The organism is Halomonas sp. ISL-56 (genome assembly GCF_018612805.1).
Lineage (GTDB): Bacteria > Pseudomonadota > Gammaproteobacteria > Pseudomonadales > Halomonadaceae > Vreelandella.
This window is the reverse complement of record NZ_JAGGRO010000019.1, coordinates 144,700-159,345: the sequence shown is the minus strand read 5'-3', so window position 1 is coordinate 159,345 and position 14,646 is coordinate 144,700. Positions and strand designations below refer to the sequence as shown.

Below are 14,646 nucleotides of genomic sequence, written 5' to 3'. Positions count from 1 at the left end.
TAAAAGGGCACACCGTGCATGACGCTTGGCGTAACTATGAAAACGCCCCCCAAGAGGGGGCTATTATTTGCCCTTCTAATGCTATAAAAGAAGGCAAAGCACACTGCGTGGAAATAATGAGCAGCAATGGATCTTTCCCAGTCATTGCAGCACGTATAAATGGCACGATTTATTGCTACGTCAATGCCTGTCCTCACCAATATTTACCTTTGAACTACCGGTCGGACAGTATCATTTCATCAGATGGGCACCGTTTTCTATGCAGTGCGCATGGGGCAGCGTTTGACATTAAAACGGGAGACTGCTTAACAGGCGGCTGTGATAAACTTGACGCCATACCTGTATTTGAAGATCTAGCAGGCAACTTATGTATCAAGCATAGAAAGCCTTAAACCATTCACCAATACTTTATAGCTTATCCCCGCATCTCTAGTTAAACACCTGACAAAAACAAAAGGGTCGAATAAAAAAACCACAACTATTTAGCCAAATAATAAGTGGACTCAACGAATCCGCTTATGGGTAAGTTAGCTTTTCACAAGCGCTATACCCACCAAAAACCTATTACCGCCTGGATTAATATATTTTCATACGATACGTTCTTCCCGTATCACTTACTCTAAGCTAGGCAGCATTGAGTGAATACGAGCTAGCATATTAAAAATATGTGGCTTAAGCGTCAGGATCAACCGCCTCGCCAGCGTTCAGTGAAACTCACCACCGACCTCCTCAATCGACGCAGCAACGTCTCTGTGGCATGTTTGCGTCTCACCATTGATCTTTAGGGAGGTTAAGCAAAACCGCCATGCCTGATAATTCTTTCTGGATTGAACTACTGAGTAACCGTGGCGTGAGTTCGGTAGCACTGGTGTGCATTATCATCCTGTTTCGCATTTTTGCGGTGCGCATCATACGCGGCCAGAAAGAGATCCTGTCTGATTACCGCCGCGTGTGGCTAGCCCGGATCCGGAATACCACCGTGGTTCTCGCCCTGGTCGGCTTAGTGTTGATCTGGTTGCCTTCTCTGCATGCCTTCGCGTTGTCCATCACCGCCTTCGCTGTAGCGTTAGTTATCGCCACCAAGGAGCTGATCCTGTGTTTGTCGGGCACCGTACTGCGCGTCGTCAACCAACCTTTTGAGATTGGAGACTGGGTTGAGATTGGCAACCTGCGTGGTCAGGTGGTCGACGAGACCATGCTGGCAACGACCCTTCAGGAAATTGGCGGGCCCGTGGGACGTTTTGAATACTCGGGCAAGACAATCGTGGTACCCAACAGCGTTTTTCTAACCACCCCGGTCAGAAACCAGAACTTCTTCAAGAAGTGGGTATATTTCGAAGTCTGCGTCGTACTAGAGCCTGATGTGGACATGCGATCGGCCCTGCCGGCATTAGAGGAGGAGGTGGCGAAGTTACACGTCCCTCATGCCGAGTTGGCCCAACGCTACAGCGCACTGATCAGGAAGCGCAGCGGCATCGATATCGCAGACCCTCATCCTCGCGTGACGCTTGCCACCACGGACATCGGAAAACAGCGGCTGGGCGTCACGCTGTTTTGCCCTACTTCCAGTGCTTTTGAGTTGGAGCAGAACATTAACGATGCCGTACTGCGCCGTTACTGGCTATTGCGCAATATGGCGAGCGCACCGAAGGAGGAATAAAAAGAAGGAGGAGTGAACAAAAACCGCCAAGCTATGGCCTTGGAATACGCCGACGATGACAACCTGAAACCCCCGATGACCAGTCAGTGGATACGTTATCGGTGCCATAGCAAAAAATCAGCAAAGCTCGATACCTATTTACCTGCCTTCCCTATATTATTCCTCACGTCGCTCTTCCTGCGACTTTATGGAGTGCTTGAGAAATGAGCCTGGCCGCTGTACTGCGTGCTCTACCTGGTCATCTGAAACATCAGCGCCCCACACTAGGCGACATTCTGGCCGCCCTCGATGAACGCGCCACCCCCTTGGTGCTACTGCTTTTCGCAATCCCTGCGATTGTGCCCACGCCAGGCATCCCTGCAGGCATGGTGTTTGGAACCGCGCTAGCCTTCATTGGCCTACAGATGGCGATCGGCACCAAGTGCATCAGGCTGCCGCTGGGTATTGCCAAGCTGCGTATCGGGCGGCAACAGCTGGAACGGATTTTAGGTAAAGCGACCCCACATCTCGAAAAACTCGAGCGGCGCCTGTGCGTGCGCCTGGGGTGTCTTATCACGCCTTTTGCTATTCGGAGCATCGGCGTCGTTATTTTCATCATGGCCTTGCTGATAGCCCTCCCGATTCCATTTGGAAATACGCTGCCTGGGTTGGCAGTACTGATACTGTCGCTTGGCATTGCTCAGCGAGATGGTATCGCAGTCGCTGCGGGGCTCGGTCTTGCTGTAATTGCTGCGGTTGTTTCCACAGCGATCATCGGTGGTAGCTGGCGGCTTATCGAAATTTTCTTTAAGGAAACAATGCTCATTTCAGCGTGATCCGAGAAAAGATCCCCTGGTGGGCACGGACACAAGGATTTCTGGATTGCCCAGATTCGTCATGGCCCGCCAAGGCTATTACATTTCCACCCCAGAACTGACCCGCCCTCACCTATCCGCTGCGGAGTGGGACTTTTGGTATGGCGGCAAACCTGCCGCCAAGGGCCTTCCAGTCTCCGATGGAAACTCTGACCTGATTCACCGAGGTGAAATCCGCGACGGCGGAGACTACCAGACAAGAATGAGCCGCATCGTGGTGTGGAATACCGTCATGGCTGAGCACAACTATTTGGTAAGGCGCTGGAATGACTTTATGTCGGCTTAAGGCCGATGCTTGGTCTAGGATTTAGCCTTTACTCATCCTCTTTTCTCGAACTGTAAGCTTGCCGTGTAATGGCCATGAGCACCGGATAGCGATAGCCGAATGTGAGGCTATCAATTTCGAGCGAAGCTGAAGCACTCTGCCCTTTTCAGATCAATATCCGCATGCCCCGCCTCTTGACTTACACGAGCATACGCGGGGTGCTTGTTTGCTCCCTAGCACACATCCAATCAAGACTACGCCTGCTGTACAACCAGCATCGCTGGAAAATGTTATGCCCCCTAATCAGCAGTCCAAGAAGGAGCGTTGAAAAGAAAAGCTTACGGGCCTCAGCCTGCTTCAGCCGCTTGTGCTAGGCTAAATTCAGTAGAGAATTGGGCTCGTGCCCGAAAGCTAATAAGCAAGTAGCATAAGGCTGAAACGCCCCAAAGCGAACCCTCCGGAAAATGCAGCAGGCAAGCGAATTTTGGATATATAGCCTAATGAAAATTAATAACTAACAAAATCATAGTTTTGGGAAAATCTGGCAAGCTGCATTTGCCGGAAAAAAATGCCAGCACGTTCATTCATAGAACGCGCCGTCTAATACGCTGTTAGGTGAATCAGGGAACAAGCAATGGTTAAAGACCTTAAAAGGTCAATACGCGACAAGTACAAGCGAAGAGAAAGAGACCTTTATTATGTGCTTGAGCAATATTTGATTCATGCTGATGATCGTCTTGATGAGAGTCGAGCTGGAAAAATAAGAGATAGAGAAAGGGTCGAAGAATTGGTCTCGAAATGCAGGGAGCTATTACAAGAAGTCCCGGTGCCGAAAGAGTTCGAAATTGATCCCAATATGACTATTGAGGAATTTCTTGGTGAAAACGATACGGAGCAAATACTCAAGGAAATGAAAGAGTGGTCTGACAGTTTGACTGAAGAAGAGTGGGAAGAGCTCAGGAACCATCATGATAAGTCATCACCTAACAAGTAGCTCCACCGGACAAAATACTCGCTGCGCTCGCATTTTCCCGGTGAGCTAGGCGTTAGGCATCGCAAGGAGAAATAATGCAGGAATATACAAACAAAAATGGCGTGAGATTCTTTATAGAAACTGCACCGGCACCTGTCCCTAAGAATGCTGATTACTATGGTTTCTTCTTTTACGTGATTGCAGGCGAAAAAGACAACTTGCCAGCTAAAACGTACAAGGCGATGATTGAAAAGCGAATATGCCAGAGCGAAAATCAGGCAAGTATCTGGTTGAATACAACAGCTTTGGATTTTCTTAAAGGGGTTCTTGAAACTTATGAGAACGGCCAAACGTTGCTTTTATTACCAGCATCTGATGGCTGGTGGGTAATCTAATGCCTCATAAGTGCAGGCATTGCGACGCCCACTATATTGCGCCTTCGGTTCCATTCCGTGGGCGCGCATGCTGCAAGCGTTAGGCAGGATCAGTATGGAGCATATAACAAACTTCGGAGACCAGCGGACGCTTTCGTACTGTGCCTTCTGTGGCGGAGAAACTGGTACAAGGGATCATTGCCCATCAAGAATTTTCCTTGACCAACCTTTTCCGGAAAATTTGCCGGTAGTGCCTGCCTGCATTGAATGCAACAACAGCTTTTCCATAGATGAGGAATATTTAGCGTGCCTAGTTTCGTGTGTACTAGCTGGCTCTACAGACCCAGATAAAATTGGCCGTGAGAAAATTGCGAAGATTCTTCAAAGAAAGCAGGCTCTTCGTTCGAAGATTGAATCTTCTATATCTGTGGTACAAGGCAAAACGATTTTCGAACCAGAACATAATCGTGTAAAGACAGTATTAACCAAGCTTGCTCAAGGGCATGCATTATTTGAGTTTCATGAATCAGTTGCTCGTGAACCTGACGATATTTCCGTATTTCCCATGATTGCTCTGACAGAGCAGCAGCGCGTGGATTTTGAGCAGCCAGTTGCTGCTGAAGTTTGGCCGGAAGTAGGAAGCCGTGCGATGCAGCGGATGTTAACCGGTCAAGATACGGATCAAAGCGGTTGGATTGTCATTCAACCAAACATGTATCGCTATGTGGCATCGGCATTCGGGTACATTGAAGTACGGATCGTAATAAACGAATACATCGGGTGCGTAGCTTGGTGGGAATGAATATGGCAATGCCTAACCTGGCCAAACGCAGCAACAGCTTTTCCGTTGCGACTTCGCTTCCACTACAAAGCTGCGCGTGTTGGCGGCGTTAAATTTAAGAGGATTAGGGATGGCAGTAGAACTTATGTATGGAGAGGAGTTCTGGAATTATTTAGAAGTAGAAATCCCAAGAGCTAAAAAACATGTATTTCTTTTAAGTGCTTATACAAGTGATAGGGATGTATCGCAAATACTTAACACTATGCCTGCGATTCCTCATTTAGTGTTAATCAGAGATGATTGTCATTTAAATTCTCGTTATCAGAACTTAATATTTATAGACCATAAGATTTATCATGCAAAAGTGTACATTATTGATGATACAGTTATTATCAGCAGTCAAAACCTTAACAAAGTAACTAGAGTTAGTTTAAAAGATAAAGTTGGAGAGATAAGCGTTAAGTTTAATACCAATGAGTCAAGCAATATAATTTATCAAGCGCTACTTTTAATTCTTAGGCAAGAGTATGAGCATTGTTTTATGCAAGAAGTTTGTAAAATTGAAGAACACCATGAAATTAGTGAACAAGAGGCTTGGAAACATGTGGCAGGAAACCTGTATCTAACAGAATTTAAAGAAAATAACATTTCTAGCTGTCCTTGTTGCGGGCATCAAATTAATGTAAATGCATATGATATTGCATCGTGTATCGAAGGCGAAGAAGACGAGGAGGCAAATTATGCGTGCCTCAATTGTGAGTTTTTTATTAAAGTTTCCAATCATGCATACTGTTACGATAGACCTTGGGAGCGGCGTGAATCTGTCACTGGTTTTAGGTGTTCACAAGAGTTCTCATTATTTTTGCAACTTCACTTTTATTTATCAATACAAATCGGGAGACATCAGTCACTACAGGTTCTAAGATCATTAAACATGCTTGGCTCTATAAAATATTTTGACTTTAACAAGCGGCATTATTCAGGGGTTAACCTGTGGAATTAAACTCAATAAGCAATTTAAGAGTGATTCACAACACTTGGCGGCCTCAGTTCAAGTTGAGTTTTGTGTGTACGGCGTAATGGTTTAGGTAACGATAGCATAAAAAACTCCTTACTAACAATTTAATACCTAAATAATATAACCAACATTAATCACAACTAGCCCTCCACTCAATTAACAATGGAATACTATATTGGCAAACATAAGTTATAGACAAAATAATTTAAAAATCTTACTTTGTTATGTCTTTTTTTTATCAACATGACATAATACACATAAAGCCTAAGCAAGCTAACAGCCAAAACAGTGTCCCTTAGTTTTTATTAGCCGTCACACACAATACAAGCAATTTATTGAAGGAAATTTTCATGGGTGAAAAATCAAAAAAAATAGGCGAAATTGGCGAGAATATCGTTGGGAATTTCTTTTCTCTATTAGGATGGGAAGGAGCGCTTACTGGCCAGTCACTTACGTGTAAAAAATCTATGCAACATGCCAGGGCGGGCTCTAAAACAGGAAAAAGAGAGACACATGGAATTGATTATTTATACTGCTATAAAAGCCCACTTGAAGGTTCTACCGCAGAAAATGCTATAATTTCAGTTAAGCACTCGGGAGAACCGTATGAGAACAATCCTAAAAGGACTTTCAATGAACATGCTAAAGATCTTGTTCAAACACTGGAGTGCTACAAGCATTCTGAACTAAAAAAACAGCAGCAAGAACTAGTTGGCCGCACTACAAAAAGTCGTGATTCAGGCGTTCTTTTTTGGCTTTCAAGTAACGAAAACACATACGACAACGTTGTTGCTAGAGTAGCTAACACTCGATTGGATGCAGATTGGAATTTTGAGTCTTTCCATGTGATAGACAATAAACAAATTCAATTTATTTTCGATACAATAAATCATTTGCGAGAAAAAGAAGGGAGTGAGCAGTTTTATTTCTATTACCCAGAAACATCATTAAGCTATGTTGACAAGTCAATCTCAAGATACGGTAAAATTTGTCCTTTAGAATTCCTCACATCCCCACTTATCCCCTTAATAATTAAAGCTAAATCCAATAACGATCAAGATACCTTTTGCCTTTCGAGCATAGAAGATTTTGATCAAGATTCGTTGCGTAGGTTAATACAGGCAGCCAAAGAGTATACACAAGATATGAGTTGCAAATACCTTTTTCTATTCCCAAACTATATCAGCTCTAATCATGGAGATGCTGTTAAAAAAGCAGCGATGGGTTTTGAAAACGGCATTTATAATCGTATAAAAGTTTCAAGCTATCGACCTGACTTCAGGAGTTTGAATGATGAGTAATAATGAAGAGGTTCTTCTTCCGACACGTGATTTCCTACGTCAGTTGATTGGCCAAACAAAAGTCAAAACAACAGAATTAAAGTCTGTTCTTCGTGCAAGAGGTGTTTTTACAGGATCTGAACAAAAAGAAGTTACTGGCCCCATTCTAATCAAAACTGGACTCTCCCCGTTTGAATATATTGACTTAAGGGAAAGCTATCGAACAAAAGAAGAGTCTCCAAAATCTAAGACCCGTACTATTACTTGGGACTCTGAGACGAACCTAATCGAATCTATTCCCCACACCATTGATTACGAAACATTACTAAATGATCAATTCGGTGTATTCAGCATTTCTTCACTGTCTGACTTTACAGTATTAGATGACAACCCTAATCATGTTTACATGGATTTTGAAATAGATAGAAGAGACCCTGTGAAAAATTGGGGTGAAAACTCCGCTACTCATAGCGGTCGGGTGGAAATACGCAAGAGTGATGATGGAAAAACATTAAGTATTTCTCTTAGCCATACCGCTCCAGAAACAATGGAATTTGGTAATAAAGTTTCTAACTCACTAATTAAGCATTTCAAAAGCGAAGGGCATATCAAGCACGACAGTGATATAAGAATAATAAGGTATAGCGACTTTACAAATGAAAATCGCGTATTATTTTTGAATGATCTCACTCAAAATGCAAAATATTCCATGTTAACTTTTACTGACACAAGAGACATTCACTTTTCCCCCGACCATAATGTACCGAACCCTCCAACAAACATAGCTTGGATGAAAGATAAAATTGAAGACATGAAAATGAAAGGACAAGGTCTTCATTCAACATTCTTTGTGAGTGACACATCAATACATCCATTCGTAAAGCTATTCGGTGTGCAATGTGACTATAGATTTGAAAATGAGATCTGTTCCGGCACATGTAGAATTTTGTTTGAATTTTCAGGCAAGGAGGATCCTAGCAGTGGTGAACTTACATTGAATTTATCTATGCCAAAAATGGAAACTAATGAAGAAGGTCTGTCGAGAGCAGCAATAAACAAACGAATTATGGAATCATTAGAGCGTTATAAGATGGAAGCATATGAAAAACATCGCATTAAGCAACCATAGTAAGGACTAATTAGCTCCTTCTCCAAGAGCCGTTCAAATTATCTCACACAAAAAAAAAGGGCCCACGATCTCTCGCAGGCCCTTTTTTTCACAATTTGGCGCGCCCGGCAGGATTTGAACCTGCGACCCTCGGCTTCGGAGGCCGATACTCTATCCAACTGAGCTACGGGCGCTTGTGGGTGCGTATCGTAACTGTGCAGGGGCGCTGTGTCCAGCCGTATGGCGCTTGAGTCCATTGGTCAATTGACCGTTTTCCCCGCGGTGGTGCATGCTTTGGGAGCACTTCTGCACCTTCATCGATTGGGAACATAATAATATGAAAACATTTGCACGTAGCACGCTGGCACTGGGTGTCTCACTGGCGCTGGTAAGCGCCGCGAACGCCGCTGATTTTGCTGATATGGATCCCGTTACCCTACGCCTGGCCCACGTGGTTAATGAGCAGGATGGTTTCCACATCGCCGCCACCAAGTTTGAAGAGCTGGTGGAAGAACGTACCGACGGCAAGGTGGATATCGAGATCTACCCCAACGCCACACTGGGTGACGAACGCACGCTGCTGGAAGGCATGCAGATCGGCACGGTGGATATGGGCGTGATTACCAACGGCCCGGTGGCCAACTTTGTCGAAGAGATGGCGGTATTTGAACTGCCGTTCCTGTTCCCCTCCCCGGAAGCTGCTTACGCAGTGCTCGACGGCCCGATTGGCCAGGAGCTGCTCGATAAGCTTTCTGAGGTTAACCTGAAAGGCATGGCTTACGCCGAGCGTGGTTTCCGTAACCTGACCAACAGCGAGCGGGCGGTGAACTCGCCGGAAGACCTGGACGGCCTGCGTATCCGCGTAATGGAGAACCCGGTTTACACCGACACCTTCCGCGAGCTGGGCGCCAACGCGATCCCCATGGCGTGGACGGAAGCGCTTACCGCCATGCAGCAGGGCACCATCGACGGCCAGGAAAACCCGGTAAACGTGATCCACTCGTTCAACCTGGATGAAACCCAGAACTACATGACCCTTTCCCGCCACACCTACGCCCCGGCGATTTTTGTGATGGGTATGCCCGCCTGGAACCAACTGCCTGAAAACGCCCAAGAAGTATTACTGGCAGCAGCCCAGGAAGCCGCCGAGCATGAGCGCCAGATGAACGCAGAGATGGAGAGCGAACAGCTGCAAGCGCTGCGTGATGCAGGCATGGAGATCAACGACAATCCGGATATGGAAGCCTTCCAAGCCGCCGTGGCGCCGGTGTATGAGAAGTACGGCGAGCAGTTCGGTGATTACCTGCCACGCATTCAGGAGGCGCTCAAGTAAGTGACCACACTGACTCAACCGCTGTTAAGGCTGCTACGGCGAATTGAGCGCGGGCTGGATGCGATCATCCAGCCCGTGGTCTTTGCGGGTATGGCGGCGCTGATTGGGGTGATTACCCTACAGATTGTCTCGCGGGTGTTTTTCAGCGCAGTGGGCTGGACAGAAGAAGTCGCCCGCTTTCTGCTGGTGTGGATCACCTTTTTAGCGGGCACTTTGGCATTCCAGCGTGGTCGGCACATTGCCGTGACCTTTGTGGTCGATGCCCTGCCCGGCCGCCTGCGCCAAATAGCAAAGCTTGCCGCCCTGCTGATCGTGCTGGCGTTTATGATCGCGCTGATTGTGATCGGCTACCGCTATATGCAGGTGCAGAGCTTTCAGAAATCCGCCTCGCTGCGGCTGTCGATGACCTACGTTTACGCGGTGATGCCGATTTGTGCGGCCATTATGGCGTGGTATTCGCTGGTCGATATTGTTGAGCTGCTGATTAACGGCGAAACCGCCCAACCCCAGGAGGAGTCGCTATGACGCTGCTGCTGTTTGGGCTGTTCTTCCTGTTTATGCTGCTGGGCGTGCCGATCGCCTTTGCGATTGGCGCCAGCACGCTCTACGCCCTTTACCAATCCGGCGTACCGCTGATGGTGGTCACCCAGCAGATGTTCCAGGGCATTAACTCCTTTGCCTTGGTCGCCATCCCAATGTTTATCCTCGCCGGGGATTTAATGGCCCAGGGCAAGGTAAGCGAAAAGCTGGTCAGCTTTGCCGATTCGCTCGTCGGCTTTATGCGCGGTGGGCTTTCGGTGGTTTCAGTCATGGCAGGCATGTTCTTTGCGGCCATTTCAGGCTCAGGTGCTGCGACGACTGCCGCCGTGGGCTCAAGCCTGGTACCAGAGCTTAAGCGCAAAGGCTATGACCCGGCCTCGGCGGCCAGCTTGATTGCCGCCAGCGGTACCATTGGGGTGGTGATTCCGCCCTCGGTGCCAATGATCATCTACGCGGTCATCGCCCAGCAGTCGGTTTCAAAGCTGTTTCTCAACGGCTTTTTGCCGGGGTTAGCGATGGGTTTAGGATTAATGGCGATTGCGATCACCCAAGCCTATAAGCGCCAGTACCCCAAAGGCACGCCGCTGTCGCTGGCGACCATCTGGAATACCTTTAAAGACGCCAGCTGGGGATTGATGACGCCGGTGATTATCCTCGGCGGTATCTTCACGGGGAAATTTACCCCTTCAGAGGCCGCCGTGGTGGCGGTGAACTACGCCATGCTGGTGTCGCTGTTTGTCTACCGTGACCTGACGCTGCCGCAGGTTTATAAACTGCTGATCCGTTCGGCGATGACCACCGCGGTGATCATGCTGGTGATTGCCATGTCGGCGGTGCTGAGCTGGACGCTGTCAAGCTGGCAGGTGCCGGGGGCGATTGCCCAGGCGGTGCTGTCGCTCTCTACCAACCCTTACGTGATCATGCTGCTGATCGTGGGGATTATTCTGCTCACCGGGGTGTTTATCGAAACCGCCAGTGCGCTGATTATTCTTACGCCAGTGCTGCTGCCACTGGTGCTGCAGCTGGGGATTGACCCGATCCACTTTGGTTTGATTATCGTGGTGGGGCTTTCGATTGGCATGATTACCCCGCCCGTGGCGATTAACCTCTATGTGGCGTCTTCGATCACTCAGCTACCGCTGGAGCGGATTACCCGGGCGATTATCCCTTACCTGCTGGGGCTGATCGGGGTGCTGCTACTGGTGGTTTATGTGCCGATTTTGTTGGGCTGGTCGGGGCATTAGCCAGAAACGCAACGGGGCTTGCCAATGGCAAGCCCCGTTTTTATACCCGCTATAGCGTTAGGCGTTAGAACGCCTCCCACTCATCTGCAGCGTGCTTTGCCGTTGCCGGTGAGGGCTTGGATGATGGCTGTGATGAGGCGTGCGATGAAAGCGCGGGGCGCTTCAAGCCATTATCACCGCCACGCTGCTGAGACGCCGGAGAGGCTAGCGCCTGATGCTGTGGCTCATCTTCGCCGAGTACAAAAGAGTTGATTAGCTGGTTCAGATGCTCTGCATGGCGGCGCATATTGGCGGCGGCGGTGGTCGACTCTTCTACCATGGCGGCGTTCTGCTGGGTCATGGTGTCCATTTCAGCCACGGCGGTGTTGATCTGGCCGATACCGCTGCTCTGCTCTTTGGCACCGGCGGTGATCTCGCCGATTACATCGGTGACTTTCGCGACGCTAGAGACGATCTCGCGCATGGTGTCGCCCGCGCTACGCACCAGCTTCGCGCCCGATTCAGTGTGCTGAACAGATGTATCGATAAGCGCACGAATCTCTTTGGAAGCATCGCTTGAACGGCTGGCCAGCACCCGCACCTCTTGCGCCACTACGGCAAAGCCACGGCCATGCTCGCCCGCCCGTGCGGCTTCCACCGAAGCGTTAAGCGCCAGAATATTGGTCTGGAAGGCAATCGCATCGATCATGGTGATGATGTCGCTGATGCGCGATGCGGAGTCGTTGATATCGCGCATGGTGGTCTCAACCTGCCCCATGGCAGTCTCGCCTTCGCGGGCCACATCAGCAGTAGACTGAACCAGCGTGTTGGCCTGCTGGGCATTGTCAGCACTGTGATTAACGGTTGAGGTGATCTCCTCCATGGAAGCTGACGTTTCCTGGAGGTTGGCCGCCGCCTGCTCGGTTCGGGTGGCAAGCTCATCGGAGCTTTGTGAGATCTCACTCGCCGCTTGGTGGACGCTCAGCGTACTACTGCGCACGTCGCGCAACGTGGTCTGCATGCGCGCCACAAAGGCGTTAAATTGCGCGCTTAGCTCGCCAATCTCATCGCCGCTTTCAACCGCTAAGCGACGGGTTAAATCACCGCGCCCCTGAGCAATATCGTGCATCGCCGCGGTCGTGCGTTTGATCGGCCCCAGCGTGCGACGCACTAGGCCATACGCGATCAGCGCAATAACGATAAATAGGCCCAGCCCCAACAGGGAGGCAAATATAATGCCTTGGCGCAAATCAGCGGCAGCCGCGGCTTCAAGCTCGGCAATGGCGTCGTCAGCATCGGTAACGTAAACCCCTGCACCAATGAGCCAGTCCCATTTTTCAAGGCGGTCAACGAAGGAGTGCTTGGGTTCAATTCGGTTGGTACCTGGGTAGTCCCACATATAGCTGTAGAAGCCACCACCACTCTGGGCGAGCTTAATGATCTCGCGAATCAGGTAAGTGCCATCAGGCGTTTGCGCGTCGATCATGTTGGTGCCTTCACGCTCTGGTGCAGGCGCCGTGACGATATTGTTACCGTCATAGTCGTAGATGAAGATGTAGTTGTTATCTTCAAAGCGCATGGAACGCACCAGCTCGGCTACCCGCTGTTTGGCAGCCGCATCGTTGGCACCGGCTTGTTCGTAAATGGGCTCGATGGCAGAAGTGGCCATCTGGACGATATCGCGCACCGCTTTGCGGCGCTCTTCAATCAGCATTTCACGCTGTTCTGCCAATACGTCGTGGGTGTCTTGGATGTTGCTGTAGGCTTTAAACCCGACCAGGGCAACCGTCACTATTAGAAGGGGGAGCAGTACCAGTATCAGCACCTTGGTTTGTAAACCCAGGGCGCGTTTAGAAGCAGAGGGAGTGGTCATTTGTGAGCAAGTTCCAAAGTCTGTCTTGAGGGATGAGTTTTTAATAGTTATAGGGGCCTTATCGACCTAAAATGCACAGACTTTAACCAATTTGCGGTGTTTTTTTACTTAATATTCAATTAATTAACAATTAATACTTAGGTTCATAACCTAAGTTAAGGCTTCCGATAGCGTATACGTTCATCCTGAAGTGGTGGTGGCCAAGGATGGCCCGTTTTAAGCTAGATGCTTAGCCACCTTCTTCGGTTGCCCTGACCTTTCTACCGCCTGGTCAGGGCGACCTTTTTGTTTTTAAGGCTTACCTTCATCAGTGCTTTCGACCGCCGCCATCTTAACCCAGCCCCATCCATTCCTGACTTTCTTGATCGTTGCCCTTGTTAATTGCTAGCGCCATGGGCGTATCATGGCATTAGCAAGTCACAAGGAGAATGGCAAGCATGGTTCAAACCCCCTCATTTTTTAGCGCTGTCTTGCTCCTGCTCCCTCGGTTGGCTCACTTTGCCTGGCGCGTATTACGCAATTTTTTTAAAAATCACGGCATCCTGCTCGCCGGCGGCGTGGGCTACAATATTTTGCTCTCTATCGTGCCGCTTTTTGCCGTGCTGGTGGTGCTATTAACCCACGTGGTGGATCAGCAGCACCTTCTCAATGTACTGTCGATACAAGCACGCCATATGGCACCCGCCCATGCCGAAGTCTTGGTTGAGGCCGTGCGCAGCCTGCTGGATTCCCGGGATGTCATCGGCATTCTGAGCTTTCCCATTTTGTTGCTGTTCAGTTCCTTCGCCTTTCGTATGCTGGAAGACGCTTTAGCGATCATTTTCCATGCGCCGGATAGCCCGCATATCAAGCGTAGCGCCTGGGTATCAGTGCTGCTTCCTTATGCCTTTATGGTGGTTCTTGGGGCGGCGCTTATGGTGCTCACGCTGGTGGTCACCCTGGCCAGTTCGCTGAATGCGCTGGTCATGCTGTTATTTGAACGGGAGCTGCCTTTGGCGGGGTTTTCAGAGCCAGTGCTTAACATAGCCAGTTTCACCGGGGTGTTCCTGTTGTTCAGCGCTATCTATAAAGTGCTGCCAGTGGTGCGCATTGCCTTGCGTCGAGCAATCGTAGGCGGCTTTGTGGCAGCCCTGCTATGGGAAGGGGTTCGGCTGTTACTGGTCTACTATTTCGCCAACCTCTCATTCGTTAACGCCGTCTACGGTTCATTGGCGGCGCTGGTGGTCGTATTGATTAGCCTGGAAGTGGGCGCCGTCATTTTACTGTTGGGCGCCCAGGTGATTGCCGAACTGGAACGCAATACCCGCCTTGGGCTGCCATGGTACGTCAATCCAAATCGCCAGCCGATTACACGGGTTGATTGA

The 14,646-nt window shown here is 49.0% G+C and carries 15 protein-coding genes and 1 tRNA gene; 14 read left to right on the top strand and 2 right to left on the bottom strand.

The window, feature by feature from the left end; translation table 11 throughout:
• Positions 1-14: 14 nt before the first annotated feature.
• From J7J49_RS16585 to gapS4b, 10 genes are all read left to right on the top strand, one after another.
• Positions 15-392 (top strand): Rieske (2Fe-2S) protein, encoded by a 378-nt coding sequence (locus J7J49_RS16585; RefSeq protein ID WP_215094153.1) that lies wholly within the window; start codon positions 15-17, stop codon positions 390-392.
• Positions 393-805: 413 nt separating this feature from the next.
• Positions 806-1,660, top strand: coding sequence for a mechanosensitive ion channel domain-containing protein (locus tag J7J49_RS16580; RefSeq protein ID WP_215094151.1), 855 nt, complete (start codon positions 806-808; stop codon positions 1,658-1,660).
• Positions 1,661-1,863: 203 nt separating this feature from the next.
• Positions 1,864-2,475: an exopolysaccharide biosynthesis protein gene (locus J7J49_RS16575; protein ID WP_215094149.1), complete on the top strand. Its 612-nt coding sequence runs from the start codon at positions 1,864-1,866 to the stop codon at positions 2,473-2,475.
• A gap of 46 nt (positions 2,476-2,521) precedes the next feature.
• Complete coding sequence (locus J7J49_RS16570; protein WP_215094147.1) at positions 2,522-2,800, top strand: hypothetical protein; 279 nt, start codon at positions 2,522-2,524, stop codon at positions 2,798-2,800.
• 613 nt (positions 2,801-3,413) lie between these two features.
• Entirely contained in the window at positions 3,414-3,773 is a 360-nt protein-coding gene (locus tag J7J49_RS16565) for a hypothetical protein (RefSeq protein WP_215094145.1), read from the top strand.
• A 74-nt stretch (positions 3,774-3,847) separates the two neighbouring features.
• Positions 3,848-4,147 (top strand): hypothetical protein, encoded by a 300-nt coding sequence (locus tag J7J49_RS16560; RefSeq protein WP_215094143.1) that lies wholly within the window; start codon positions 3,848-3,850, stop codon positions 4,145-4,147.
• 94 nt (positions 4,148-4,241) lie between these two features.
• The gene (locus J7J49_RS16555; protein ID WP_215094141.1) at positions 4,242-4,928 is read left to right on the top strand and encodes a hypothetical protein; all 687 of its coding nucleotides are present in this window, start codon (positions 4,242-4,244) and stop codon (positions 4,926-4,928) included.
• Between the two features lie 109 nt (positions 4,929-5,037).
• On the top strand, positions 5,038-5,910 hold the full coding sequence (locus tag J7J49_RS16550) for a hypothetical protein (RefSeq protein WP_215094139.1): 873 nt from the start codon (positions 5,038-5,040) through the stop codon (positions 5,908-5,910).
• A gap of 365 nt (positions 5,911-6,275) precedes the next feature.
• Positions 6,276-7,226, top strand: a complete 951-nt coding sequence (gene gapS4a, locus J7J49_RS16545; protein ID WP_215094137.1) for a GapS4a family protein — start codon at positions 6,276-6,278, stop codon at positions 7,224-7,226.
• The gene (gapS4b, locus tag J7J49_RS16540; RefSeq protein WP_215094135.1) at positions 7,219-8,334 is read left to right on the top strand and encodes a GapS4b family protein; all 1,116 of its coding nucleotides are present in this window, start codon (positions 7,219-7,221) and stop codon (positions 8,332-8,334) included. Before gapS4a ends, gapS4b begins: the two co-directional genes overlap by 8 nt.
• Positions 8,335-8,430: 96 nt before the next feature.
• Here the strand turns inward: gapS4b and J7J49_RS16535 are convergent.
• Positions 8,431-8,507 (bottom strand) — tRNA-Arg (locus J7J49_RS16535).
• Between the two features lie 143 nt (positions 8,508-8,650).
• On the opposite strand from J7J49_RS16535, the gene J7J49_RS16530 reads away from it, so the two are divergent.
• The 3 genes from J7J49_RS16530 to J7J49_RS16520 are packed head-to-tail and all read left to right on the top strand — an operon-like array spanning position 8,651 to position 11,430.
• Positions 8,651-9,646: a TRAP transporter substrate-binding protein gene (locus tag J7J49_RS16530; RefSeq protein WP_215094133.1), complete on the top strand. Its 996-nt coding sequence runs from the start codon at positions 8,651-8,653 to the stop codon at positions 9,644-9,646.
• Complete coding sequence (locus tag J7J49_RS16525) at positions 9,647-10,171, top strand: TRAP transporter small permease (RefSeq protein WP_215094131.1); 525 nt, start codon at positions 9,647-9,649, stop codon at positions 10,169-10,171. It abuts the gene before it with no gap.
• Complete coding sequence (locus J7J49_RS16520; protein ID WP_215094129.1) at positions 10,168-11,430, top strand: TRAP transporter large permease; 1,263 nt, start codon at positions 10,168-10,170, stop codon at positions 11,428-11,430. Before J7J49_RS16525 ends, J7J49_RS16520 begins: the two co-directional genes overlap by 4 nt.
• Before the next feature lie 64 nt (positions 11,431-11,494).
• Here J7J49_RS16520 and J7J49_RS16515 read toward each other — a convergent pair whose 3' ends face one another.
• Positions 11,495-13,282, bottom strand: coding sequence for a methyl-accepting chemotaxis protein (locus tag J7J49_RS16515; protein WP_064235629.1), 1,788 nt, complete (start codon positions 13,280-13,282; stop codon positions 11,495-11,497).
• 437 nt (positions 13,283-13,719) lie between these two features.
• Between J7J49_RS16515 and J7J49_RS16510 the strand changes: the two genes are divergently transcribed.
• Complete coding sequence (locus tag J7J49_RS16510; protein WP_064235630.1) at positions 13,720-14,646, top strand: YihY/virulence factor BrkB family protein; 927 nt, start codon at positions 13,720-13,722, stop codon at positions 14,644-14,646.

Coding starts and splice junctions, on each gene's coding strand:
- J7J49_RS16580 (WP_215094151.1), top strand. CDS start 806: ATGCCTGATAATTCTTTCTGGATTGAACTACTGAGTAACCGTGGCGTG.
- J7J49_RS16575 (WP_215094149.1), top strand. CDS start 1,864: ATGAGCCTGGCCGCTGTACTGCGTGCTCTACCTGGTCATCTGAAACAT.
- J7J49_RS16565 (WP_215094145.1), top strand. CDS start 3,414: ATGGTTAAAGACCTTAAAAGGTCAATACGCGACAAGTACAAGCGAAGA.
- J7J49_RS16560 (WP_215094143.1), top strand. CDS start 3,848: ATGCAGGAATATACAAACAAAAATGGCGTGAGATTCTTTATAGAAACT.
- J7J49_RS16555 (WP_215094141.1), top strand. CDS start 4,242: ATGGAGCATATAACAAACTTCGGAGACCAGCGGACGCTTTCGTACTGT.
- J7J49_RS16550 (WP_215094139.1), top strand. CDS start 5,038: ATGGCAGTAGAACTTATGTATGGAGAGGAGTTCTGGAATTATTTAGAA.
- gapS4a (WP_215094137.1), top strand. CDS start 6,276: ATGGGTGAAAAATCAAAAAAAATAGGCGAAATTGGCGAGAATATCGTT.
- gapS4b (WP_215094135.1), top strand. CDS start 7,219: ATGAGTAATAATGAAGAGGTTCTTCTTCCGACACGTGATTTCCTACGT.
- J7J49_RS16530 (WP_215094133.1), top strand. CDS start 8,651: ATGAAAACATTTGCACGTAGCACGCTGGCACTGGGTGTCTCACTGGCG.
- J7J49_RS16520 (WP_215094129.1), top strand. CDS start 10,168: ATGACGCTGCTGCTGTTTGGGCTGTTCTTCCTGTTTATGCTGCTGGGC.
- J7J49_RS16515 (WP_064235629.1), bottom strand. CDS start 13,282: ATGACCACTCCCTCTGCTTCTAAACGCGCCCTGGGTTTACAAACCAAG.
- J7J49_RS16510 (WP_064235630.1), top strand. CDS start 13,720: ATGGTTCAAACCCCCTCATTTTTTAGCGCTGTCTTGCTCCTGCTCCCT.